Consider the following 24,399-nt stretch of genomic DNA (forward strand, 5'->3'; position numbering starts at 1 on the left):
CGACGGTGATGCGGCACGAACTACCGACGCGGCGGTCGACGGGCATCGAAACGTGAAGTTACCCAAGACAATTGTGAGAACAGTAAGACGACGGTGTGGCACGGAGAAGAGTCGGCGTCGTCGCGACCCTCTAACGCACCCGAGCAGGGACTCCGAAGAGTCCCTGCTCGGGAAAGTTCACCAAACCCTAAGGCGTGGAATCACCAACCGCGCTCGGCGAGCCGGTGGTCCACCGGCAGCTCCTCGACGTTGATGCCGACCATGGCCTCGCCGAGTCCACGCGACACCTTCGCGAGCACATCGGGGTCGTCGTGGAAGGTGGTCGCCTTGACGATGGCGGCGGCCCGCTCGGCGGGGTTGCCGGACTTGAAGATGCCGGAGCCGACGAACACGCCCTCGGCGCCGAGCTGCATCATCATCGCGGCGTCGGCGGGGGTGGCGATGCCGCCCGCGGTGAACAGCACGACGGGCAGCTTGCCGGTCTCGGCGACCTCGCGGACCAGCTCGTAGGGCGCCTGCAGCTCCTTGGCGGCGACGAACAGCTCGTCGGCGGGCAGCGAGGACAGCCTGCGGATCTCCTGGCGGATCTTGCGCATGTGCGTGGTGGCGTTGGAGACGTCACCGGTGCCCGCCTCGCCCTTCGAGCGAATCATCGCCGCGCCCTCGGTGATTCGGCGCAGCGCCTCACCCAGGTTGGTGGCGCCGCACACGAACGGCACGGTGAAGTTCCACTTCTCGATGTGGTTGGTGTAGTCGGCGGGGGTCAGCACCTCGGACTCGTCGATGTAGTCGACGCCGAGGCTCTGCAGGATCTGCGCCTCCACGAAGTGGCCGATGCGCGCCTTCGCCATGACCGGGATGGAGACGGCGGCGATGATGCCGTCGATCATGTCGGGGTCGCTCATCCGGGACACGCCACCCTGCGCCCGGATGTCGGCGGGCACCCGCTCCAGCGCCATCACCGCGACCGCACCGGCGTCTTCGGCGATCTTGGCCTGGTCGGGGGTGACGACGTCCATGATCACCCCGCCCTTGAGCATCTCGGCCATGCCGCGCTTCACGCGGGCGGTGCCGATGGTCTGGGTGGTCTCGGGCGTAGTCACGGCAAACTCCTGGGTCATCTGCGCCAATCGGTCGCAAGGGATGGAATCGACCCAATTCTAGGCGGGCCACCCAGGCCACTTGATAGCCAGTCGGAGATGACTGGCCTTGTCACCTACCAGGGGCTCTGTCCGCCGGTGCGGTGCACTGGACCGCTCGGGGAGACCAGGAAAAGCGGTTTACCGGTGCTGCGGGGGCAATTGCGTTGCCCCCGCTATCTTCCGGCGTCGCTCAGAGCGGACCGACTACCAGCAACTGCGCCCAGTACTCGGCGGCGGCGGGCCCGATGACCGGCAGCAGGAAATCGTAGAGCAGGTAGGACATGTACAACGGTACCTCCGCACGCCGAGCATTTTCCCCCGCCGACGGCGGGGTCCGCGGCACCGAAGTCCGAGTGCCTTGAAGTAAGCACTACCCAGCCCGCGTCCATCCAGTCGCGACCGTAGCACGATCGTGAAACACATCACATCGCGTCAGCGGATCGAGCGGACCTCCGGGTCGGTGGCACTGTCGGCGGCGGCCGCGGCTTCGGGGAGCAGTTGGTCCAGGTTGTAGGGGTAGACGGTTTCGCCCGCGCGGTCGAAGGCGACGATATCCGCTGCGGTGCACCACTTGTTGCCGGTGATGGAGCGGCGTTCGATGGCGGTCAGGTTCGTCGCCTGCGGCTCGTAGGCGGGCACACGGAGCGCGAAGAACAGCTCCTCGGAGCGGATCAGGTCGCCGTCGAAGGGGAACACCGCGACGCGGCGCCAGATCGGGCCGCGCAGGCTCTCCGGGTCGGCCTGGTAGCCGGTCTCCTCGTAGAGCTCACGAACGGCCGCTTCGCGCAGCGTCTCTTCCGGATCGACCCCGCCGCCGACGGTGAACCAGAACGACACGTCGGGTGTTGTCGGGTCGTTGCCGCGCATCAGCAGCGTGCGCCCCTCTTCATCGAACAGCACGATGCGGGCGGTGGTGCGGGTGGTGTCGACGGTGAGCCCGGTGGACGCGGCCGGGGTGGCGCGCTCGGTGATCTCGAAGTAGGTGGGCAGCGGCGCGGTGCCACCGAGGTGCAGGATGCGCACCGAACGGCGGGTGCGCAGCGCCAAGGTGTCGCGGACCGCGTCGTTGTGGAAGCGGCGGGCGATCAGTACCCGCGCCTCCGCGTCGGCCAACTCGGCCACCATCTGCGGGCGCAGCTTCTCGATATCGATCGTCGACAGGGCTGCGGAGAGCTGGTTCTCCACCGTCTCCCGATCGGCGCGCCCGGCCCGTTCGGCGCGATCGGCAAGGTGGGCAAGAACTTTGGCCTGATCGGCCAGCGCCGGATCGGCCACCGGGTCCGCGATCGCCGCCGCGACCGATCTGGCCACCACCGCCCGCCGGCCCAGCGCCGCGTCGAGCGCCTGCCAGGACTGATCGGAGCGCACGTGCAGCCGGTCGAGCCGGTTGGCGGTCGAGTAGGCCCAGATGCCGAGCGCGACGATGACCGCCGCGATCAGCGCGAGGACGAGAACCGTGGTGGCGGAGAAGGTGATCATCCGGCGGCCCGTACCCTGGTGTCGCCGATGGTGACCGTCTCGTACACCCGCAGGATCTGTTCGGCCACTACCGGCCAGTCGTACTCGCCGACCACCTGGGTGGCCGTGTGCACCAGGGCCGCCCGGCGGCTGTCGTCGGTGAGCAGGCCGTCGATGGCTCGCGCCAGCGCCGCCGAATCACCCACCGGCACCAGCTCCCCCGCCGTCCCGTCGCGCAGCACCCGGCGGAAGGCATCCAATTCGCTTGCCACCACGGCGGTTCCGGCGGCCATCGCCTCGATCAGGATGATGCCGAAGCTCTCGCCGCCGAGGTTGGGCGCGACGTAGACGTCCGCGCTGCGCATGGCCGAGGCTTTCTCCGCGTCCGACACCTGACCGAGGAAACGCAGGTGCCCGGCGAGCGGTCCCGCCTCGCGACGCAGCCGCTCCTCGTCACCACGCCCGACGATGAGGACCTGTAAGTCCTTGTGCCTGCGCACCAACTCGGGCAGCGCGCCGAGCAGTACGTCCATCCCCTTGCGTGGTTCGTCGTAGCGACCGAGGAACAGCACGGTCCGGCCCGCCCGCGGATACCCGGGCAGCATCGGCGCCCGCGCGAAGGCGGGGACATCGACCCCGTTGGGGATCTCCACCGCGTCGGAGCCGAGCGCCTCCACCTGCCAGCGCCGGGCCAGCTCCGAGACGGCGATCCGGCCACTGATCTTCTCGTGGTACGGCCGCAGCACGCCCTGAAAGGTACTGAGTATCAACGACTTCGTGGTCGAAGTGTGGAAGGTGGCCACGATCGGCCCCTCGGCGATCTTCAACGCGAGCATCGACAGGCTCGGCGCGTTGGGCTCGTGGATGTGCAGCACGTCGAAATCGTTGCCGTCGATCCAGCGCCTAATCCTGGTGTAGGCCATCGGACCGAAGGACAGTCGCGCCACCGACCCGTTGTACGGGATCGCCACCGCGCGACCGGCGGACACCACGAAATCGGGCAGCGCCGTCTCCTCCGACGCGGGCGCGAGCACACTCACCCGGTGCCCGCGCTCGATGAATACCCTGGCCAGCTCGACCACGTGAGCCTGCACGCCGCCGGGCACATCGAACGAGTAGGGACAGACCATGCCGATCTTCATGCGGCGCCGTCCGGCTTCGCCGCGGTGTTCGGAGCGCCCTGCGCCGCCGCGATGCGGCCGCGCCGCGCCTCGGACAGATCGCTCTCCCACATCGGTTGCAGCATGTGCCAATCCGCCGGATGCTCGGCGATATTCGCCGCGAACCGGTCCGCCAGGGCCTGGGTGGCCGCCGCGACGCCGTTCGAAACATCAATCGGCGCTTCGACTTTCATGCCCCACCCCTCCGCGCCGTCGGCGGTGAACCAGGTGTGCACCGGCAGCAGCGCGGCACCGGTCTCGATGGCCAGTTTGGCGGCGCCGGCGGGCATCCAGGTGCGCTCGCCGAAGAGTGTGACCGGGACGCCACGGCCGGTCAGGTCGCGCTCCCCCAGCAGACAGATCGCCTTGTTCTCGCGCAGCCGATCGGCCAGTTGGCCGAACGGTGGCTGTTCACCGCCGGTCAGCGGGAACACCTCGAAACCGAGGCTCGACCGGTAGGCGACGAAACGCTCGAACAGCGACTCCGGCTTCAACCGTTCCATGACGGTCGCGAAGGTGCCGTGGTTCTGCACCAGCCACACTCCGGCCATATCCCAGTTCCCGGAATGCGGCAGCACCAGGATCACGCCGCGTCCGGCGGCCAACCCGGCCTCCAGGTTCGATTTCCCCTCCAGCGCGAGCTGACCGATCGCCACGTGGTCCATCGAGGGCAGCCGGAACGCTTCCCGCCAATACCGCGCGTAGGAGCGGACGCTCGCCTGGATCAGCTCGTCCGGCACGTCCGCCGGAGTACCGCCGATCACCCTGGCGAGGTTGCGCCGCAACTGGTTCGGCGCGCCACCGGCCCGGAACTGGCGATTCGCCTTGCCCGAGACCCGATCGGCGCCCCAGTCGAACAACCGTCGCGCCGTCGTCTCGGGCAATGCCCGCACCAGCCGCCAGCCAGCCGCGTAACCGGCGTCGCTCAACCGCTCCCCGATACTCATGACCATTGCCCCGTTCCCTGCACCACACCGCCACGATAGGGCGGTCTCACGTCGGCAGCTCCGTCGCGTTCGCCGTTCCCGCCGAGGGGTTTTCGGGCCGCGCCGGCTTGTCGGACTGCGCCGGGTCTTGCTCCTGTGCCGCATTGCGCGGCTGCGCCGGGGTGATCACATCGCGCGCGCCCGGCGAACTGCGCACCGCGAGCACCCGCTGGAACACCGTGACGATGCTGAGCACCGCGAGCACCCACATCGCGACGTGCACCGCGTAGGTGAGCCAGTCGATGCCCCAGTACCCGCCGATGCCGGTCAACCCGGCGCCGACCAGCACGATGATGAGCCGATCCGGCCGCTCGATGAGCCCGCCGTCGGCGGAGAGCCCGCTGGCCTCGGCGCGCGCCTTGGCGTACGAAATCACCTGCGAGCTCACCAGTACCACCAGCGTCGCGGCGAACAGCGGCTTGTGGTTCTCGTGATACACCGCCCACCACGCCAGGCCGGCGAAGATGGCGCCGTCGGCGACCCGGTCGCAGGTGGCGTCGAGCACCGCACCGTATTTCGTGCCGCCGCCGCGCGCTCGGGCCATCGCGCCGTCGAGCATGTCGAACATGACGAACAACCAGATCACCATGGTCCCCCAGAACAGATGCCCGGTCGGGAACAGGGTGACCGCGGCGGCGATCGACGCGGTGGTGCCGATGACCGTCACCGCATCCGGGGTGAGCCCGGTGCTCACCAGCGCTTTGCCCAGCGGCGCAGTCGCTTTGGCAAACGTATCGCGGCCGAAGAAGCTCAGCACTTCTAGTCGACTTCCTTCCAGGCTGCCGACAGCAGCGCCCTCGTCTCCCGGAGCAGCTGCGGCATCACCTTGGCCCCGCCGACCACGGTGATGAAGTTCGCGTCGCCGCCCCAGCGCGGGACGATGTGCTGGTGTAGGTGGTCGGCCAGCGAACCACCGGCCACGCCACCGAGATTCAGGCCGACGTTGAACCCGTGCGGCCGCGACACCCGCTTCATCACCCGGATGGCCTGCTGGGTGAACGCCATGAGCTCGGTGCCCTCGGCCAGGGTGAGGTCCTCGAGGTTGGCCACCTTGCGGTACGGCACCACCATCATGTGGCCCGGGTTGTACGGGTACAGGTTGAGCACCGCGTACACCAGCTCACCGCGCGCGATGACCAGACCGTCCTCATCGGACATCTTCGGAATGTCGGTGAACGGGTGCCCGGTCGAGGCGGGGTCGGTGGCCGCGGCCTCGGCGATGTAGGACATCCGGTACGGCGTCCACAACCGCTGTAACCGGTCCGGTTCACCCGCGCCGCGGTCCACGATGCTGCCCTGCGCCGTGGCGTCGTTCAGCTCGGTGAACCCGTCCGGGGTCGTGCGCTCGGTCATCCCGCACCCTTGATCTCGAAACCCGCCGCGGTCGGAGAAGCGTTCTCCCGGTTCGCAATCCATTCCACAATGGTGGCGACCGCGTCGGCGACCGGCACCCCGTTCACCTGAGTTCCGTCGCGGAATCGGAAGCTCACCGCGTCGGCGGCGACGTCGCGCTCGCCGGCGAGCAGCATGAACGGCACCTTCTGTGCGGTGTTGTTGAAGATCTTCTTCTGCATCCGGTCGTCGCTGCGGTCCACCTGGGCCCGGATGCCCGCGTCCTGCAGCCGCTCGATCACCCGATCCAGGTGCGGTGCAAAGGTTTCCGCGACCGGGATGCCGACGACCTGCACCGGCGACAGCCACGCGGGGAACGCGCCGGCATAGTGCTCGGTGAGCACGCCGAAGAACCGTTCGATCGAGCCGAACAGCGCGCGGTGGATCATCACCGGACGCTGCTTGGTGCCGTCGGAGGCGGTGTACTCCAGGTTGAACCGTTCCGGCAGGTTGAAGTCGAGCTGGATGGTCGACATCTGCCAGGTGCGACCCAGCGCGTCCTTGGCCTGCACGGAGATCTTCGGCCCGTAGAACGCGGCGCCGCCCGGATCGGGCACCAGCTCGAGCCCGGAGGCCGAGGCCACCTTGGACAGGGTCTCGGTGGCCTCCTCCCAGATCTCGTCGGAGCCGACGAACTTCTTCGGGTCCTTGGTCGAGAGCTCCAGGTAGAAGTCGTCGAGGCCGTAGTCCTTGAGCAGGCCGAGCACGAACTGCAGGGTGCTGGTGAGCTCGGCGTGCATCTGCTCTTTGGTGCAGTAGATGTGCGCGTCGTCCTGGGTCATGCCGCGCACCCGGGTCAGGCCGTGCACCACGCCGGACTTCTCGTAGCGGTACACCGAGCCGAACTCGAAGAGCCGCAACGGCAGTTCCCGATACGACCGGCCACGCGCCCGGAAGATCAGGTTGTGCATCGGGCAGTTCATCGGCTTGACGTAGTAGTCCTGGCCCGGCTTGCGGACGGTGCCGTCCTCGTTCAGCTCCGCGTCCAGGTGCATCGCCGGGAACATGCCGTCGCGGTACCAGTCCAGGTGACCGGAGACCTCGAACAGGTGGCCCTTGGTGATGTGCGGGGTGTTGACGAACTCGTAGCCCGCCGCCACATGCTGACGCCGGGAGAACTCCTCCATCTCCTTGCGGATGATGCCGCCCTTGGGGTGGAACACCGGCAGGCCGGAGCCGAGCTCGTCCGGAAAACTGAACAGGTCCAGTTCCAGACCGAGCTTGCGGTGGTCGCGGCGTTCGGCCTCGGCCAGCAGGTGCAGATACTCGTCGAGCGCCTCCTGCGACTCCCACGCGGTGCCGTAGACGCGCTGCAGATCCTCGCGGTCCTGGTCGCCGCGCCAGTAGGCGGCCGAGCTGCGGGTGAGCTTGAAGGCCGGAATGAACTTGGTGGTCGGGATGTGCGGGCCGCGACACAGATCGCCCCAGACGCGGTCACCGGTGCGCGGATCCAGGTTGTCGTAGATGGTCAGCTCTTTGCCGCCGACCTCCATCACCTCGGGATCGTCGATGCCGGACTTGTCGCTGATCAGCTCCAGCTTGAACGGCTCCTTGGCCAGCTCGACCCTGGCGTCCTCGACCTCGACCACGCGCCGGGAAAACCGCTGCGCGCCTTTGACGATCTTCTTCATCCGGGATTCCAGCTTCGCCAGATCCTCGGGAGTGAACGGCCGGTCGACCTGGAAGTCGTAGTAGAAGCCGTCCTTGATCGGTGGGCCGATGCCGAGCTTGGCCTCGGGGAACTCCTGCTGCACCGCCTGCGCGAGCACGTGCGCGGCGGAATGCCGGATGACACTGCGGCCGTCCTCGGTGTCGGCGGCGACCGCCTCCACCTCGACGTCGGTGTCCGGGGTCCAGGACAGGTCCTTGAGGCCCTCGGCGTCGCGCACGACGACGATGGTGTCCGGTCCCTTGGTCGGCAGACCAGCCTCGCGCACCGCGGCACCCGCCGTCGTCCCCGCCGGCACCCGGACGCGGGGGGCAGGGGTGGTGCGGGCTGAGGTGGTCACGGCAGTGCTCTCCTTGGAGTTTCTCGGGTGCGGGAAATATCCCCGCGGTTCAATGCCGGGACACCACGTGCCCCAGCGCGACCATGCTATCGGCAACCCCCGACCCCCGTGCACACTCATCCGCCTCTCCGGGTATTCAGGCCAGACGCTCACCCGCCTCTCCGGGTATTCAGGCCAGATTCAGGTGCGTGGAGGGTGACGTTGGCGACCGGCGGTGTGGGGATGGGTAGGTCAGCCCGTGCCCGGTGAGTTACCCATGTTCTTGCGAAATCAGATGGCGTTTCAGCAAACCAGGGTCAGTTGTCTGCGGCCAGTTGTTTTAGGAGGGATTCGCGTTCGGCCGCAGGCCGTTTGGGGCAGCTGGTGCACATCTCGCAGTTGGGGACTTCGAAGACCAGGCAGCAGGAGATGCGTTTGACGAAGGTGCGGCCGCCGACGTCGACGAAGCGCGGGATGGGGAGCTTGCCGCCGATCTCGGTGGCCAGGCGGGTGCCTGCGGCTGGGGAGCCCGCGTCGAGGGCTCGGTTGCCGACGGCGTCGGCGACGATCGCCCAAAGGGCCGGGATGCCCGCGCCGGAGACTTCGGCGACCGGGGTGATCACGGCGGCGAGGGTTTCCCGCAGGGCCGCACCGGGTTCGGTGGGTTCGTCGGGTCCGGCGAGGATGTGGATGCGTTCTACGCCGCCGTCCGGGCGGACCTCGCAGTCGAAACGGTCCAGCAGCGGCTCGGCGGCTTGTTCGCCGTGTGCGTAGGCGCGCGCGATCTGTTCGACCAGCGCGGAGGCGACCATGCACCACCACAAAGTGCCCGCGATCCGCGGTGAGGTCGTGCCCCAGGAGTGCCCCATCTCCGTGATCCGGGCGGCCAGCCAGTCGGGCTGTGTCAGCGTCCGGCCGGGGACGGTGTTCACCACTTCAGGGGACTGCGTAACCATTGCGACTCGACTCCGATCCAGCTGCCGACCATTCCGAACGTGCCCAACACCCACAGTGTCGCGACAACCAAGGCGAAGGTCATGGTCGCCGCGAACACTTGCATGGCGGCACCCCGTGCGGAGTACCACGCCATACCCTGCCGGTACTTGTCCCGCAGCCAGCCGAGAGCCCGTTGCGCCCAGGCGAATTCGGTGGCGAGGATGCCGAGTCCGGCGAACACGATCGCCCAGCCGGGTCCGGGGTAGGGAATCGTGACGATTCCGACGGCGAGCACCGCGGTGCCGACCAACGCGACCCCGATCCGATAGGCGAGGTTCAGCGTAGGTCGCGCGGCTACCCGGGCTCGGAAGGCGCGCCAGCCCGTCTCCGTCTGCGTCGAACTTGTTTCCAACTCGGCGGTCACCTCTCCCAGCGTACGAGAACGCCCGGTCCTGTCCATGGCGCGAACGAGCCCGCTCGAACCGTCCGGTCCGAGCGGGCTCGCTGGTCCTGACTCAGACGAGCTCGGGCGTCGTCACCCGATGACCCACCTCGTCGTCGATGTGGGCCAGCCCGTTCTCGGTGATCTCGATGACGCGCGCGCTGGCGATATCGAAGAACAGACCCGACACCGTCACGCCGCGCTCGGCGACGGCCGCGCGCACCGCGGGATGCCGTTGCAGGTTCTCCAGCTGCACCGCCACGTTCACCATGCTCAGCTGGTCCACCTCGCCGAAGCCGGCCCGCGCCGCGGCGATCGCCACCGGGTGCCCACGCCGGAACCGGTCCAGGCTCGGGTGCGCGTGCGCGAGCCACTTATCGATCTCCGGACCGGCCTGCGCCCCGGAGTGCAGGGCCTTCATGGCACCGCACGACGAGTGGCCGCAGACCACGATGGAGCGGACGTTCAGCTCTTCCAACGCGAAGACCAGCGCGGCGTCCACCGACGGATCGCCGACGGCGGGCACCAGGTTGCCCACATTGCGCACGGTGAACAGGTCACCCGGCCCACTGTTGGTGATCATGTTCGGCACGATCCGCGAGTCCGCGCAGGTGAGGAAGAACGAGTCCGGATCCTGGCTGTCACGCAGCTCGTCCAGGTGCGGGCGCACGACGTGCGCGTGGCTGCGGTGGTATGCGGCGACACCGGCCGCGATCGGGTCGGCGTGCTCGTTGCGCCGCCACGGGCCGAGGATGTCGGTCCACACCGCGCGCCCGAAGCCGCGCGAGGGCGGTCCGGCCGTCGCGTGCGCCATTTTGGCGCTGCCGATCTCCACGAAATCGACACTGCCACCGTTGCTTTCCTGCTGACGTACCCAGTCCTCGATGGCGTCGAAGGCGGCGTGGTCGAGGAAGTCGACGGTCATCTCGACGGTGACGTCGGCGTCGGCGGGTATCTTCGCGAACTCCGCGGACAGCTTCGGCAGCGCGAGGAAGGTGCAGGAGCCGTCGATCGTGACCATCCAGCGCTGCGAACCCGGAATCTGCCTGGCGTTGATGGCGACTCGCACCACCCGCCACAGCAGCAGACCGAAGGCCAGCGCCAGGCCGATCAGCACGCCCTCCAGCAGATTGAGGAACACCACCGACACCACGGTGACGACGTAGACGAGCAGGTCGCCGGTGCGCCGGGCCAGCCGAATGTGCGCGATCTTGACCAGCTGCATGCCGATCACGATCAACAAACCGGCCAGCGCCGCCTTCGGAATCTGTTGCACCACCGCGGCCAGCGCCACCGAGAACAGCAGAATCCAGCAGCCGTGCAGTACCGCCGAGGCGCGGCTGCGCGCACCCGCCTGCACGTTGGTCGCGCTGCGCACGATCACACCGGTGACCGGCAGGCCGCCGAGCAGGCCGGAGAGCACGTTCGCCGAGCCCTGACCGATGAGCTCACGATCGAAGTTGGTGCGCTGACCCGAGTGCATCTTGTCCACGGCGACCGCGGACAGCAGGCTTTCCACGCTGGCGATCAAGGCGATGGTGAGGACCATCAGCACCACGGCGGACCAGTCGCCGCGCGGCAGCTCGGGCAGCCCGATCGCGTCGAACAGCGAGCCGTTCAACACGATTCGCTCGGCGCCGGTCGGCAGCACGATGGACAGCACGGTCGCCGCGAACACCGCGACCAGCGGGCCGGGGACGAGGCGGAGCCGGGCGGGCGCGTATTTCCAGCCGAGCATGATGGCGATCACCACGGCGCCGATGAACGCGTCGCCGCCGTGCAGCGACATCAGCTGATCGGGCAGCTGGGTGATGTTCTTCCACGCCGAGCTGTGCGAGGAACCGCCGAGCAGCACGTGAATCTGTTGCAGCGCGATGGTGATGCCGATACCGGCCAGCATCGCGTGCACCACCACCGGTGCGACGGCGAGCGCGCCACGCGCGATCCTGCTCAGCCCGAACAGGATTTGCAGCACACCGGCCGCAGCGGCGATGAAACAGGTTGTTTTCCAACCGAATTGGTTGATGGACTCGGCCACCACCACGGTGAGGCCGGCGGCCGGACCACTCACCTGAAGAACGGAGCCGCCCATCAGGCCGACGACGATACCGCCGACCACAGCGGCGATGAGACCGGCGGCGACGGGCGCGCCGGAGGCGACCGCGATGCCGAGGGACAGCGGCAACGCGACGAGGAAAACCACGATGGAAGCGGGCACATCGTGCCGGAGGATTGATTGCAGGCGTTCGGACAGGGGTCCGGGACCAGGACCCGAGTCCGCTGGGACCGGCGGTGTAATCGGTGGGGCCAAATCGTTCTCGACAGCCATGACTTTCTCCTTCGCCGAACCCGGCGCGAAGTCCGGGGTCGGTTGACGATCAACATGTCCAGCAGGGGGCACACGACCGCGAACCGGCATCTCGCGGTGAAGCAGGTCTCGACGCACCAATGGGTCGAGATGTAAACCGATGCAAGGCTATGAGTAAAGACTAAGCAAAGCCTGAGAACGGGGCTAATTGCGCGTAAACTCCGCGCTCACCGCGTTATGGCCTGCCTCACATGGGCACAGAGTCGTCGACGGGACCGTCCCTGGGGTTGCACCGGCGCTGCGGCAACACAGCGGACCTCATCCTCGGTTTCCGTGATCCCGTCCACGGTCGCCGCGCGCACCGGGGCCATGGCGGCAATGCCCGGCACGGCCTAGCGAGTCCGACATCGCGGTCGCCATCGGTGCACTGCCCTTCCCCACACGGGGTGTCCGTGGTGCGAAATCGGTGTCGGTGAACATATTTCTCCTTCGCCGGGCGGTTTCCGCCCCGGTTCATCGGTGGAACATGTACTGGCATCGAAGGTGGGCGTAGCTCAACCGCTCGAGAGCGGTGACCCGGTGACGCGAAGGTCCAGCTAATAGTAAAGACTTCGCAAAGCTTATGGAAAGCTTTCAGGTGGAATCGGCACGACTGTCATCAAATTGTGATCCAGATCACTCCGAAACGCAACCCGGCACGACGGGTCTCGACGCCCCCGGACCGGCCGCTACCAGCAAGGACAGTGCCTGGTACTACTTCAGGTACCAGGTGACCAGTCGTTCGACGAGTGCCAGATCGCAGACCTCGTCGGGGACGTTCAGCACCGATTCCAGGTTGCGACGGTCGAATTCGATGCGTTCCAGCAAGTACTTACCGGTGTATGCCATGCGGGTAGCTACCGCGCGGTCGAGCGCGGTGAGGTTGCGCTGCTCCCACTCCTCCGGCCGCACCGCATGCAGTGTCATGCCGAGGCCCGCGCCGACCAGGGTGACCGTCTCCGCGGCCGAGACACCGACCCGGTCGGTCAGGTTGACGATCTGCGGCAGGTTGTCGGCCTCGGCCAGGCCGAGCAGCCACTCCACGCACGTATCGATGGGGACCAGGTTGAGGGTCGCACCCTCGGCGACCTGCACGGCCGCGTCGCCGCCCGGGAAGCGCCTGGCTACCCGCCGCATGTTCGACATGAAGTTGTAGATGCCGAAATCCGAGGTGGTGTGCGCGGTCTTGGCGGAGCCGACCACCTGGCCGAGCCGGAAGACGGCACCCTCGACGCCGTGCTCCCGCATGAAATCCCGAAAGACCAGTTCCCCAGCGCATTTGGTGGCCTCGTACACCGTCCGGAATCGGGTGTCGCCGGTGATGGGCAGCCAGGTCTCCTCGGTGGGCGTGTCCGATACGCCGCCGACGTAGGCGGTGCTGATCAGGAAGAAGCGGGAGCCGGGGCGGCTGTACTCGGTGAACAGGCGCAGCGCCCGCTCCGTGCCCTTGGTGTTCACATCTTGCAGGAGCGCGGGCCGGTTGGGCGAAAGGTCAACGGCCGCAGCGAAATGCCAGAAGTCGCAGGGCTCGGAGAAGATCGTGGCGGCGACGAACTCGTCGATGCCCAGATTCTCCTGGGTCAACTCGCAGTCGAAGGTTTCGAGGTCGCTGACGTCCGGTGGGGTGTCCCCGTCGATGACGGACGCCGACTCGAGCGCCGCGAAGACGCGGGTCCGGGCCCCGCGGGCAAGGGCTTTCACCCGGACGCCGCGTTTGAGCAGTTCGCAGATCGTGTTGCTGGCCACGTACCCGTTCGCGCCGTCCACGACGGCCACTTTCGACGGAGCCATCAGACACTCCACAGGGCGCTGTGGAAGCGACGGTCGACGGTGCCGACCAGTTGCCGCAGCGCGACATCAGGCTGCCGCGCTGCCGCGAGGCAGACCTCGGCGACGGTCGCGCACATGGCCGAGGCGAGTTCGTCGTCCCACAATCGCCGGGCCGCATTGAACGTCATGGCCAGCGCCTCCTGTGTTCCCTTGATCGTGAGCAGGCCGTCGATCGGCAGCACGTTGCCCACCGACGTCCGGTGCAGGGCGTAATCCGCTGCGGCACAATCGGGCCCGAACAGCTCCGCACCCGCCGCAGTCTTCGGCACATTGAGCATCTGCACCGGGAACAGGCCACTGTTCGGGTCGATCAGTGAGACGGACAGCTCCGGACACACCTCGAGTACCTCGATGAAGGGGTACCACTGAAACCGATAGGCCAGCAGGCAATTCTGCTTGAACGACGTGACCAGCTCCGCGAACGACAGCTCCGGCGACCACTGGAACTTGATCACGAAGGGATTGAAGAGCATGGCCACCGACTGATGGAACCGCGGATCCCGGCGACCGTGGCTGAAGGTCGGCATGAGGTAGGCGTCGCTGCCACCGAGGTGCCCGAGCACGAAACCGTAAGCCGCGGCGATCACCATGAACGGAGTCGCCCGCAACTTGCCCGCCAAGCCGCGCACCGCAGCGGTTTCCGCGGGCGCCAAGCCACGATCGCCCCGGCTGGTCAGTGCGCCCTCCCCCGCGTCCTTGCCGGATATCTGCAGAACATCGAGGGAGCCAAGGTATTCCGGCCAGAAGTCGCGGGCTTGCGCCGCCTCCGGTGACTCCAGTGCGGCGAGCTCGTCCAGGACGATCTGCCCATAGTCCACCTCTAGTGGCGCGGGCTCGGATGCCAGTCCGCCCGACGCGCGGTAGTACTGTCCGACATCGCGTTTCAGCACCTCCAGCGACCATGCGTCGGCCGCGCTGTGATGCACCGTCACCTGGAGCAGCCGCCGCTGCGCCTGCTCGTCCTCGAGCAGCAGCACGCGGACCAACGGTGGACAGGTGAGGTCGAACGGTGCGTTGTTGTGCTCGACCAGCGCCTCTTCGACGCCCGGTTCGTCCCATGTCGCGGCCAGCACGGTGGTTTCGGGTTCGGTGCCGGAACCGATGACCTGTTCGGACATGCCGCGACCGCGGACCACGGCGGTACGCAACGCCGCATGCCGTTCGATGCTCCTGGCGATGGCGTCGAACAGTCGGCTGCGGTCGAGCGCCCCGTCGATCGTGAGCCGAAAGGAGATATTGAACGCTTCCGCCGCGCCGCCGGGCCGGATCGATTCCAGGAAGTCGAGCAGATGCTGCCCCGGCGTCAAGGGCAACCTGGTCTCGCCAGGCAGGCTCACGTTCGCGAGCCTTCATGCAGGAAGCGATGTGCCGCAACCGCATACGTCAGTGCGTACCGCTTCAGGTCGTTTACCTCGACGTACTCGTCGACCATGTGCGCGATCCATTTTCCACCGGGGCCGTACACCACGCTCGGGACATTCCCGTAGTGGGTCAGGATGGTGCCGTCGGTGGTCCCCGGTACCGCACCGAGCACGGGGCGGACGCCGTTGACGACCTCGTGCGCGTCGACCAGCGCGGTGACAAGTGGTGTGTCCGAGCCGGTTTCGACCCACGGCCGGTCGTCGATCACGGTGACCGAGGATCCGATCCCGCGCTCGCGGGCCGCGGTGTCGACGCACTCGCCGATCCGCTTCAGCAGCGTCTCGTGGTCCACCCCGGCGACGGTGCGCACGTCCAGGAACAGCGAGCTCGTGCCGGGGATCGTATTCATCTGATCCGCAGTGCCTGCTCGAATCACCGTCGGCGTGATGGACGGCGACCCGAGCGAGGTCCGGCTGCCCACTTCCTCGATCAGCCGCTCTTCCAGCTCTTCCAGGCCCAGCATCACCCTGGCCATCGCGGGTAACGTGTTGCGGCCCTGCCAGGGCATCGCGCCGTGGCTCATCACGCCCGTGAAGTCCACCCGGAGCCGGATCGCGCCCTTCGACGTCGGGCACACCTCGTCGCCTTCGGGCTCACAGCAGATCACGCCGTCGACGTCCTGGACGAAGCCCTGAGCCACCGCCGCCTTGGCCCCGGTCATCATGCCCTCTTCGTCGGCCAGCAGCAGTAGCCGGACCCGGCCGGGGAACGGACCGGACAGCTGTAATGCCCGTGCCCCGTACAGCATTGCCGCGACACCCGACTTCATGTCGGCGGAGCCACGTCCGTAGAGCTTCCCGTCACGGATCTCGCCGCCGAACGGATCGACGGTCCACTGGTCGGGATCACCTTCGGTCACCACGTCCAGATGACCTTCGAAGGCCAGTGTCGGCCCCGGCCCGCCGCCGCCGGTCAACGTCACCACGATGTTGGGTCGGCCGCCTGCGTCGAAAAGCTCTACCGCCCAGTCCCATTCCCGGATCTTCGCGAGCAGGAATTCCGCTACCGCGCGCTCACCGCGGCCCACCTCTGCCAAGGCGTGCGTGCGCACGAGGTGCTGCGTGAACTCGATGAGTTCCGGCTCATTGATTCCGGCATCAAGCGAAGTGATGTCCACGGGGACCCCCAGGCGTCAAGTCTGTTCATGCTACGACGAGGTCGGTGTCCCCGTGCTAGATCGCGTCGCTTCGCTGCGCCTTGATCCACGACATCGCCTGCTGTAGTCCGGCGACCTCGCCTTCCCGCAGGACGACGCTCGTTCCGAAGGTGCCGTCGTCGTCGATGTGCCCGAGCGGCAACAACTGTCGCCGTATCTCGGCCGACTCCGCCGGGCCAGCGCCGCCGTCGTGCAGCCACTCGTCCAGTGGCCGGAAACTGGTGGTCCGGTGCCCCTCGACCACGTCCAGGGAGTTGTCCCGCAGCAGGTCCAGGAGCTGTTGCTCGGTCTGTGTCGTCGCGTGCCCCGGGTCGCGGACGCGCTGTATCTGCTCGAACTGTTCGTGTGCCGCGCCGGAGAGCCCGGTGACGTTGTCCGCGATGATGACGTGACCGCCGGGTCGGACCACGCGCGCCATTTCGGCGACGACGATCTCCGGGCGCCGCACGTGGTGCAGCGCCCGCGTGCACATGACGAGATCGAAAGTGCCGTCCGCGAAGGGCAGTTCCTCGACCAGCGCGACCACCAGCTGCACCGAGTCCACCTCGCCGTTGGCGCGCGCCTGCGCCAGCATCTCCGCCGACGAGTCGACCCCGATGATCTTCGGGCGCACACCGACTTTCGCGGCCACCGCCGCGGCGGCCGCGGTGCCGGTGGCCACGTCGAGGGCGCGCTCGAACTCCAGCGGGCGGATCAGCTCGGCGAGCAGTTCGACGTCGAGGCGCCGCGCCTGTCCGCCGGCATAGGACTCCGCAATTGTCGCGAACCTCAATTGGTTTCGGGAAACCTGCGCGCGGTAGCCGTCGGGCGTCTGTCGCACTTCGGCGCCGTCGATGTTCATGCGACTCCCAGGGAACCGGTGGGGCGGCGAATGTGATATTCGCCGATATTCACCGGGCCTACGGTACCTTGTATTCACGCAAAAAACCCTGTCCGAGCACCGGGGGGACACCGAGGGGACAGCTTGTTCCGTGGCGGGCACCCGCCGGTCCACGGGCGGTGTCCGACGTGCTGCCGGCGTCCGTTCCGAGGTGCCCTGCGGTAGTTGCCGGCTCGTGTTCTTCCGATGGAGGCAGGTGGTTGATGGATGCCGCCGATGTTCGAGACAGCACCTTGCTGCTGAACTCGCCTCGCACGATCGTCGGCATGCGCGCTGCCGAGGTCGCCACCGAAGTCGTTGCCGCTGCGGCAGGTACGGCGCGGGCCCCGCGGGTGCTGGTGATAACTGGCGGCAGTTTCGCCCGGCATAGCTGGTCCGAGCCACTGCTGGCAGCACTGCGGTCGTTTCCACTGCATGTCGTGACACACTCGGGCCTGCCGACGCCCGAGTCCGTCGCGCTGCTGGCTCGTGCGGTGCGCGCCCATCGCGCCGACGTGGTACTCGCGGTCGGCGGCGGTAGCGTCATGGATGCGGGCAAAGCCGCTGCGGCGCTGTCGATCAGCGCCGATCCCACCCCCGAGGTGGTGGTGCGCGCCTGCGCGGAAGAGGCAGACGCCGAGGACGTTCCGCCGATCATCGCCCTGCCCACCACGCCGGGCACCGGTGCCGAAGCCACACCCTTCGCCACGATTTGGCATCGGGACCAGGGCCGTAAGCTCTCCCTGCGCGGTGCTGCCCTGCGACCGGTGACGGCGATTCTCGACCCGGATCTGATCGCCGGGCTGCCCGAGTCCTACTTCGTCAGTTGCCTGTTGGACACCCTCGCGCAGGGCTTGGAGGGCGCGTGGTCGATCCGCGCCGACGAGCAGTCCGAATGGCTCGGTGCCACCGCCTGGAACCTGCTGGCGGAGTTACTGGACCGGCCACACCACGGCCTGGGCTCGGCCGAACGACATGCGGCACTGCTCGCCGGTCACCTCGCCGGGCGGGCCATCGCCATCGCGGGAACCACTGTGTGCCACGCGATGTCGTATCCGCTGACGCTGCGCCACGGACTCAGTCACGGCCACGCGTGCGGACTCACGCTCGCATCGGTGCTGCGATACAACGCCCTCGTCGGCGACGACTGCACCGACCCGCGCGGGGCCCAGCAGGTGCGCGACGCCATCATCCGGGTAGTGCGGGCGGCGGGCGAAAGCACCGTCGAGTCGTTGGCCGGGAAGATCGAGCAGCTCGCGCGCTCACCCGCACTGCCCGCGCCCCCGGACATCCGCCACGACGCACCTCGAATCGCCACCGAAGCACTCGCTTACGACCGCGCGGGCAACAACCCTCGCCGCGTGGATGTGGCCGCCCTGACTCATCTGTTGGCCGGGACCGCGGAGAGAGACTATGCGCGTTGACAATTACAAGGTCATGCACTGGCTGAACACCAGGAAGATGACGACCGGCCAGACCGCGGACGCCGTCGGCCTGGACCACGAACAGCTCGCGAAAATGATGTCGAGCCAGGAGTGGCCGGACGAGCTCGCCACCGCGGTGGCCCGCGCGCTACAGATCACCCCGGAGCAGTTCGCCGCAAGCGGACGGTCCGGCCTGACCGTGCTGGTCCGCACCGCGCAGGACCTGCACGACACCCGGCGCCCTATTCAGCGCGACGGCATTCACTTCTACAACTACTACACAATGGCGGCACCGCAGGGCGCGGTCGCGCCGGTCATCCTCGACATCCTGTGCCCCGCAGATCGTTTGCCCGCTTTGAACAATGGGCATCTGGAGCCGGCTATCACCATCAACCTCGGTCCCGGCGATATCCACGGACGCTGGGGTGAAGAGCTCAGCGAGGCGACCTGGCAGGTGATCAGATCCAATGCCGGAGCGGATAATTGGATCGTCGGCGACTCCTACGTCGAGCCGTCGTACTGCCCGCACACCTACTCACTGGCCGGGGCCGCCCCGGCCCGGATCGTGTCCTACACCGGTCAGTCCTCGCTCGCCGGGTTGATGGAAGACGTCAACGACTGGTCGGACCCCGCCGCGCAAGCGATGTTCGGTCGGCTCGAAGAAGGCCCGGACCCGCAACAGGTCGCCACCCTGCTGCTGGATCGCCGCGGGCACACCCTCGAATCGGCCGCGGCCCTGCTCGGCGCAGGTGAAGCAGATCTCGTCGCGGCGCTCGACGAGGGCGGTATCGAGCTGCTGCGTGCGCTGGGGACGACGCTCGGCTTCGATTACCGGCTCCTGATCCGGCCCGCCACCAGACACGACGCTGTGGGCAAAACCTTCAAGGACATCGAAGAATGTCGCAGGGAGACAAGGGCTTTCAAGGGCTACCAGGTCACCTCGACGGCCTCCGCCCCGCACCTGCCCGATCTCACCGGACTCTTCATGCTCGTGTCCGGTCACGGTGGCGACCTGTGCGAACCGGCCGAGTCCCATTACCTGGTGACCGCCGGTTCACCGACCCTGCACTGGACCAACGCCGACGGGCACGAGGAACACGCGGAGCTGAGCGCCGACGCGTCGGCGTGGGTCGCGCCGTTCGTGACGCATCACTGGTCCGGCGACGGCGCGGTGCTCAAGCTCGGTTCCGGACGGCATCTCGGCTACCTCGATCTGTACGAACTGACCAATACCTACGCCGCGGTGTCCACCTTGCGGCGTGGCCGCCGCGACAATCGCGGCTGGGGCTACGACTCTTGAGCAGCACGGGAGAGAAGTTTGCGCGTCGTCTACACCGATCCCGCCTGGGCGCTGAACGACCTGGGACAGCCGGATCTCGCCAGGGCCGATATCGAACGCGCGGCCTTCGGCAGTGAGATCGATCTGCGACTCGGACTGTTCGACGGGCGATATCAGTTGCAGGGAAACGCTTTTCACGACCATGTGCGCGGTGCCGACGCCCTGGTGATCTATCGCTGCCAGGTGACCCCGGAGCTGCTGGAAGCGGTCAGGCCGACCTGCCGGGTGATCGCTCGCAGCGGGGTCGGCATCGACAACCTCAACGCCCCGCTGCTCGCCGACACCGGCATCGTGTCGTTCAACGTGCCCGACTATTGCGTCGACGAGGTCAGCACCCACACCCTCGCCCTGCTGCTCGCGCTGGAACGCAAGGTCTGCACCCAGGATCGCCTCGTCAAGAACAGCCAGTGGAACATCCACGCGGGCGGGGTGCCCCGCCGGGTGTCGATGTGTACCGCGGGCATCATCGGGTTCGGCCGCATCGGCCGGGCGACCGCGCGAAAACTCCAGGCGTTCTACCAGAAAGTCATCGCCTACGACCCGTACGTCTCGGCCGACCTGATGGCCGGCTACGGCGTCACCGCCGCCACCGACTTGGCCGAATTGTTCAGCAGCGCAGACGCAGTGGTGATCCACGCGGCGCTGACCGGCGAGACCGACCGGCTCATCGATGCCGCCGCACTGGCCGCGGTCCGGCCGGGCGCGCTGCTCGTCAACACCGCCAGAGGACGGCTGGTCGACCCGGCCGCCGTGCTCGACACGCTCGAGGCCGGTCGGCTCGGCGGTTTCGCCTCGGACGTGTTCACCCCCGAGGATCCCAACGACGATCCGACCGCGCGCAAGCTGCTGACCCGCGACGACGTGGTCGTTTCCGCGCACCGCGCGTTTCTCTCGATGGAGTCCGAGCGCAGTTGCCGGCGCCGGGTCGCCGAGGGAGTCGCCACCGTTCTGGCCGGCGGGCCGCCGCCCGCCGAAGGCAGAGTGACCTGATCCGAGAGGCAGTACCCGTGAGAGAGAACCTCCCCCTTCACCCATCGTCGGCCGGGGGTGCCGCCGGAGTGCGGTTGCGCAGGCTGCTCGCCGACCCTGCGCCGGCCTTCCTGATGGGAGCGCACGACGGCCTCAGCGCCCGCATCGCCGCCGAGGCCGGGTTCGCCGGGATATGGGCGTCCGGACTGTGCATGTCCACCGTCCTCGGCGCTCGGGACAGCGACGAGGTGTCCTGGGGCGAACTGCTGGCCCTGGCCGCCAGGGTGGTCGAGTCCGGTGCCATCCCGGTGCTCGTCGACGCCGACACCGGCTACGGCAATTTCAACACCGCGCGACGGGTGGCCGCGCGGGCCGAGCAGATCGGCGCGGCGGGAATCTGCATGGAGGACAAGGTCTTTCCGAAGATGAACTCCTACTTCGGCGACAGCCACCCGCTGGCGCCGATCGGCGAGATGTGCACCAAGATCGCGGCCTGCCGGGACAAGGTCGACGCCCAGTTCGTGCTGGTGGCCCGCACCGAGGCGTTGATCGCCGGTGCCGGATTGGCCGAGGCGCTCCGGCGGGCCGAGGCGTATCGCGAAGCCGGGGCCGACGCCATCTTCATTCACTCGCGGCAGCGAACCATCGATGAGATCGCCGAGTTCACCGTGGAATGGGGTAATCGGCTGCCGCTGGTAATCGCGCCGACCACCTATCACGAGACACCACAGGAGAAGTACGCCGAACTCGGTATCGCGGCGGTGATTTGGGCGAATCAGGCGATGCGGGCCACGGTGGTCGCGATGCGGCAGGTCTGCCGGTCGCTGCGGCTCGACGGCGCGGCGGCCGTGGAGCCGACCATCGCCGCGCTGGGAGAAGTGTTCGCCCTCATGGGTTATCAGGACCTGGAAACCGATGAGGAGCACTACCTCGAACTTGCCAAGAAGTGGGTGGATTCGTGATCGACGCCGACGAGCTGCTCGATGGGCTCATCGCCCGCGGCGTGGTCGATGTCGCCGGTGTGCCGTGCTCTTATTTGACGCCGGTCATCAACAGGGTGGCGTCCGGGGTGGCTGCGGGGTATCTGCCCGTGACGCAGGAGGGTGAGGCGGTCGCGATCGCCGCGGGCTGTTGGCTGGCGGGTGCGACAGCGTGTGTGATGGCGCAGAACTCGGGGCTCGGCAATATGGTCAACCCGCTCACGTCGCTGACCCATCCCAGCCGCATTCCGGTTCCGTTGCTCATCAGTTGGCGCGGGGAACCGGGGTGTCCGGACGAGCCGCAACACGAGCTGATGGGGGCGATAACGCCGGGGCTGTTGGAGCTGATGCGGGTCGGGCATGCGGTGCTGCCGTCCGACGCCGCCGAGCTCGCTGCGTGCCTGGATACCGGCTGGGCCGAAATGGCCCGCGCGCAACAGCCTTTCGCGTTCGTACTGCGAAACGGTGTGCTGGCTGACCAGCAGCTCGCGGAGCCGCCGCTGGCTGCGCCGGTGGTGTCGGCGGTCACCGGCTCCCCCAAGGCTCGCGACGCCCCTACTCGCATGGCGGCATTGGAGTCCCTGGTCGGGTCCGTTGCCGATTCGGCGGCCGTGGTGTCCACCACCGGTAAAACCAGCCGTGAGCTCTACACGCTCGCCGACCGGCCGCAGCACTTCTATCTGGTCGGCGCGATGGGATCGGCCAGTGCGGTCGGTCTCGGCGTCGCGCGGCACACCCGCCGACCGGTGGTGGTGATCGACGGTGACGGGGCGGCGCTCATGCGGCTGGGCACGCTGGCAACGGTTGGTGCGCACGCCGGGCCGAACCTGATTCATGTGTTGCTGGACAACGGGGTTCACGATTCGACGGGTGGGCAGCAGAGTCTGGCGGCACAGGTCGACTTTCCCGCCTTGGCGCGGGCCTGCGGCTATGCGCGCGTGTACGACTGCGCGGACCTGGCCGAATTCACCGACGCCATCAAGGTTGCCCAGGTCGAGCCGGGACCGACGTTCGTCTACTTGATGATTCGCCCCGGGTCGATCGCAGCGCTCGGCAGGCCCGCGGTCGGTCCGGCTGAAGTAGCAAGGCGGTTCAGGGCTTTCGTGACAGCATCCGGTGAGATCTCCGAAAGGCACGATCATGTTTCGTAACGGCGCACTGCAACCCGCTACCGACCAGAGCACCGTACGTAACCCCTGGACCGGCGAGGACGTCGGCTCGGTCGCGCGCGACAGCGTTGCCCAAATGGACGAGGCGGTGCGGGAACTACGGGCCGCCTGGCGACCGATGCGACCGGATCGGCGGGCGGCGGTCCTGAATGCGGCGGCACGCCTCATCCGCGAAAGATCTGGAGCCCTGGCCGAACTCATCTCCCAGGAATCCGGCGTCTGCATTGCCGAGACTCGCAAGGAAACCGAGCGCGCCGCAACCAATCTCGTCGTCGCGGCGACCGAGGCCGAGCGGTTGCGCGGCGAGAGCATTCCGGTGCCCGGCCATGATCGATTGGCGCTCACCATCTTCGAACCGGTCGGAGTGGTCGCGGCGATCACGCCGTTCAATCGGCCGCTCAACCAGGTGGTCGTGAAGGTGGCGCCCGCGGTGGCCGCCGGGTGTGCGGTAGTGCTGAAACCCTCGGAGCAGACGCCACTCACCGCGCTGGCCTTCGCTGAGATCCTGGTGGAAGCGGGCTTGCCGCCCGGACATCTCGTCGTCACCACCGGCGAGCCGGGCATGATCGGTCCGGCGCTGGCCGGTCATCCGGATATCGACATGGTGACCTTCACCGGCTCGGTGCGCACCGGACGGGAAGTAGCCGGAGTTGCTGCGGGCAAGAAGCTGCTGCTGGAACTGGGCGGCAATGATCCCTTGATCGTCCTGCCCGATGCCGATCTCGGGCTGGCCGTGGAATTGACTGGCCAAGGTGCGTTCGCCACGGCCGGGCAATCCTGCCGAGGGATCAAGCGGGTGATCGCCGTGGGCGCCATCGCCGACGATCTGGTTGCCGGGCTGGTCGAGGCGGCCCGCCGTAAACGGGCCGGAGATCCTCTCGATCCGGCGACCGATGTCGGGCCCCTCATCAGTGCGGAAGCCGCGATCCTCGTGGAACGCCGAATCGCGGACGCGGTCGCGGCGAACGCCAAGCTGCTGTACGGCGGCGATCGGCGTGCTTCGCTGATCACTCCCGCTGTCCTCGATCATGTGCCCGCCGATGCCGAGTTGGTGGTCGAGGAGACGTTCGGTCCGGTGGCACCGGTGATCAGGGTGGCCGACACGGCAGCAGCGATCGAGGTCGCCAACGGGACCCGGTACGGGTTGCAGGCGGGGGTGGTCACCTCGGATGTGGCCGAGTTCTCCGAGATCGCCGCGGCGCTGCGGGTCGGTGCCGTAAACCTCAATGCAGGACCACATTTCGACTCGCCGCACATTCCGTTCGGCGGCGTGAAGGCCAGCGGGCTCGGGCGTGAAGGGCTGGCCTACTCGATTCGGGAGATGAGCACCGTGAAGACAGTCACGCTGCCCTACCCGCTGTAACCCCTCGCCACGCACGGCAACCGTTTGTGATGAACAA

20 protein-coding genes are annotated in these 24,399 nt (G+C 67.7%); 6 read left to right on the top strand and 14 right to left on the bottom strand.

The genetic code is table 11. The features are described from left to right. Positions 1 to 200: 200 nt before the first annotated feature. The 14 genes from pdxS to DMB37_RS07945 all read right to left on the bottom strand — a co-directional run bounded on the left by pdxS (position 201) and on the right by DMB37_RS07945 (position 17,100). Positions 201 to 1,103: a pyridoxal 5'-phosphate synthase lyase subunit PdxS gene (gene pdxS / locus DMB37_RS07880; RefSeq protein WP_199856798.1), complete on the bottom strand. Its 903-nt coding sequence runs from the start codon at positions 1,101 to 1,103 to the stop codon at positions 201 to 203. Between the two features lie 471 nt (positions 1,104 to 1,574). Further along, complete coding sequence (locus DMB37_RS07885) at positions 1,575 to 2,618, bottom strand: NUDIX domain-containing protein (RefSeq protein WP_135237415.1); 1,044 nt, start codon at positions 2,616 to 2,618, stop codon at positions 1,575 to 1,577. Further along, positions 2,618 to 3,742 (bottom strand): glycosyltransferase family 4 protein, encoded by a 1,125-nt coding sequence (locus DMB37_RS07890; RefSeq protein ID WP_135232139.1) that lies wholly within the window; start codon positions 3,740 to 3,742, stop codon positions 2,618 to 2,620. The genes DMB37_RS07885 and DMB37_RS07890 overlap by 1 nt, the downstream gene beginning before the upstream one ends. After that, entirely contained in the window at positions 3,739 to 4,707 is a 969-nt protein-coding gene (locus DMB37_RS07895) for a phosphatidylinositol mannoside acyltransferase (RefSeq protein ID WP_135232140.1), read from the bottom strand. Before DMB37_RS07895 ends, DMB37_RS07890 begins: the two co-directional genes overlap by 4 nt. Before the next feature lie 46 nt (positions 4,708 to 4,753). Then, entirely contained in the window at positions 4,754 to 5,503 is a 750-nt protein-coding gene (gene pgsA / locus DMB37_RS07900) for a phosphatidylinositol phosphate synthase (protein WP_135232141.1), read from the bottom strand. 2 nt (positions 5,504 to 5,505) lie between these two features. Then, positions 5,506 to 6,099, bottom strand: a complete 594-nt coding sequence (locus tag DMB37_RS07905) for an HIT domain-containing protein (RefSeq protein WP_135232142.1) — start codon at positions 6,097 to 6,099, stop codon at positions 5,506 to 5,508. Then, positions 6,096 to 8,147, bottom strand: coding sequence for a threonine--tRNA ligase (gene thrS / locus DMB37_RS07910; protein WP_135232143.1), 2,052 nt, complete (start codon positions 8,145 to 8,147; stop codon positions 6,096 to 6,098). Before thrS ends, DMB37_RS07905 begins: the two co-directional genes overlap by 4 nt. A gap of 296 nt (positions 8,148 to 8,443) precedes the next feature. Continuing rightward, entirely contained in the window at positions 8,444 to 9,082 is a 639-nt protein-coding gene (locus DMB37_RS07915) for a (2Fe-2S)-binding protein (protein ID WP_167768776.1), read from the bottom strand. Then, a complete protein-coding gene (locus DMB37_RS07920) occupies positions 9,055 to 9,486 on the bottom strand; it encodes a TIGR02611 family protein (protein ID WP_240772292.1) in 432 nt (143 codons plus the stop codon). Before DMB37_RS07920 ends, DMB37_RS07915 begins: the two co-directional genes overlap by 28 nt. A gap of 91 nt (positions 9,487 to 9,577) precedes the next feature. Continuing rightward, positions 9,578 to 11,833: a bifunctional SulP family inorganic anion transporter/carbonic anhydrase gene (locus DMB37_RS07925; RefSeq protein WP_135232145.1), complete on the bottom strand. Its 2,256-nt coding sequence runs from the start codon at positions 11,831 to 11,833 to the stop codon at positions 9,578 to 9,580. A 732-nt stretch (positions 11,834 to 12,565) separates the two neighbouring features. Beyond that, the gene (locus DMB37_RS07930; RefSeq protein WP_135232146.1) at positions 12,566 to 13,642 is read right to left on the bottom strand and encodes an SDR family oxidoreductase; all 1,077 of its coding nucleotides are present in this window, start codon (positions 13,640 to 13,642) and stop codon (positions 12,566 to 12,568) included. After that, entirely contained in the window at positions 13,642 to 15,018 is a 1,377-nt protein-coding gene (locus DMB37_RS07935; RefSeq protein ID WP_135232147.1) for a condensation domain-containing protein, read from the bottom strand. Before DMB37_RS07935 ends, DMB37_RS07930 begins: the two co-directional genes overlap by 1 nt. Further along, complete coding sequence (locus DMB37_RS07940) at positions 15,015 to 16,220, bottom strand: M20 family metallopeptidase (protein ID WP_135232148.1); 1,206 nt, start codon at positions 16,218 to 16,220, stop codon at positions 15,015 to 15,017. Before DMB37_RS07940 ends, DMB37_RS07935 begins: the two co-directional genes overlap by 4 nt. Before the next feature lie 55 nt (positions 16,221 to 16,275). Then, complete coding sequence (locus DMB37_RS07945; RefSeq protein ID WP_135232149.1) at positions 16,276 to 17,100, bottom strand: class I SAM-dependent methyltransferase; 825 nt, start codon at positions 17,098 to 17,100, stop codon at positions 16,276 to 16,278. A 242-nt stretch (positions 17,101 to 17,342) separates the two neighbouring features. Here DMB37_RS07945 and DMB37_RS07950 point away from each other — a divergent pair, with 242 nt between their 5' ends. From DMB37_RS07950 to DMB37_RS07975, 6 genes are all read left to right on the top strand, one after another. Beyond that, positions 17,343 to 18,542, top strand: a complete 1,200-nt coding sequence (locus DMB37_RS07950; protein ID WP_135232150.1) for a phosphonoacetaldehyde reductase — start codon at positions 17,343 to 17,345, stop codon at positions 18,540 to 18,542. Then, complete coding sequence (locus tag DMB37_RS07955) at positions 18,532 to 19,842, top strand: histidine kinase (RefSeq protein WP_135232151.1); 1,311 nt, start codon at positions 18,532 to 18,534, stop codon at positions 19,840 to 19,842. Before DMB37_RS07950 ends, DMB37_RS07955 begins: the two co-directional genes overlap by 11 nt. Positions 19,843 to 19,860: 18 nt before the next feature. Beyond that, positions 19,861 to 20,871 carry a C-terminal binding protein gene (locus tag DMB37_RS07960; RefSeq protein WP_135232152.1) on the top strand — a complete coding sequence of 337 codons (1,011 nt, stop codon included), beginning with the start codon at positions 19,861 to 19,863 and terminating at the stop codon, positions 20,869 to 20,871. A 68-nt stretch (positions 20,872 to 20,939) separates the two neighbouring features. Continuing rightward, on the top strand, positions 20,940 to 21,812 hold the full coding sequence (locus DMB37_RS07965) for an isocitrate lyase/phosphoenolpyruvate mutase family protein (protein ID WP_240772293.1): 873 nt from the start codon (positions 20,940 to 20,942) through the stop codon (positions 21,810 to 21,812). Beyond that, the gene (aepY, locus tag DMB37_RS07970; RefSeq protein ID WP_135232153.1) at positions 21,809 to 22,981 is read left to right on the top strand and encodes a phosphonopyruvate decarboxylase; all 1,173 of its coding nucleotides are present in this window, start codon (positions 21,809 to 21,811) and stop codon (positions 22,979 to 22,981) included. The genes DMB37_RS07965 and aepY overlap by 4 nt, the downstream gene beginning before the upstream one ends. Then, positions 22,971 to 24,362: an aldehyde dehydrogenase family protein gene (locus tag DMB37_RS07975; protein ID WP_135232154.1), complete on the top strand. Its 1,392-nt coding sequence runs from the start codon at positions 22,971 to 22,973 to the stop codon at positions 24,360 to 24,362. Before aepY ends, DMB37_RS07975 begins: the two co-directional genes overlap by 11 nt. The last annotated feature ends 37 nt before the right edge of the window (positions 24,363 to 24,399 follow it).

Source organism: Nocardia sp. CS682, from assembly GCF_004634405.1.
Taxonomy (GTDB): Bacteria; Actinomycetota; Actinomycetes; order Mycobacteriales; family Mycobacteriaceae; genus Nocardia; species Nocardia ninae.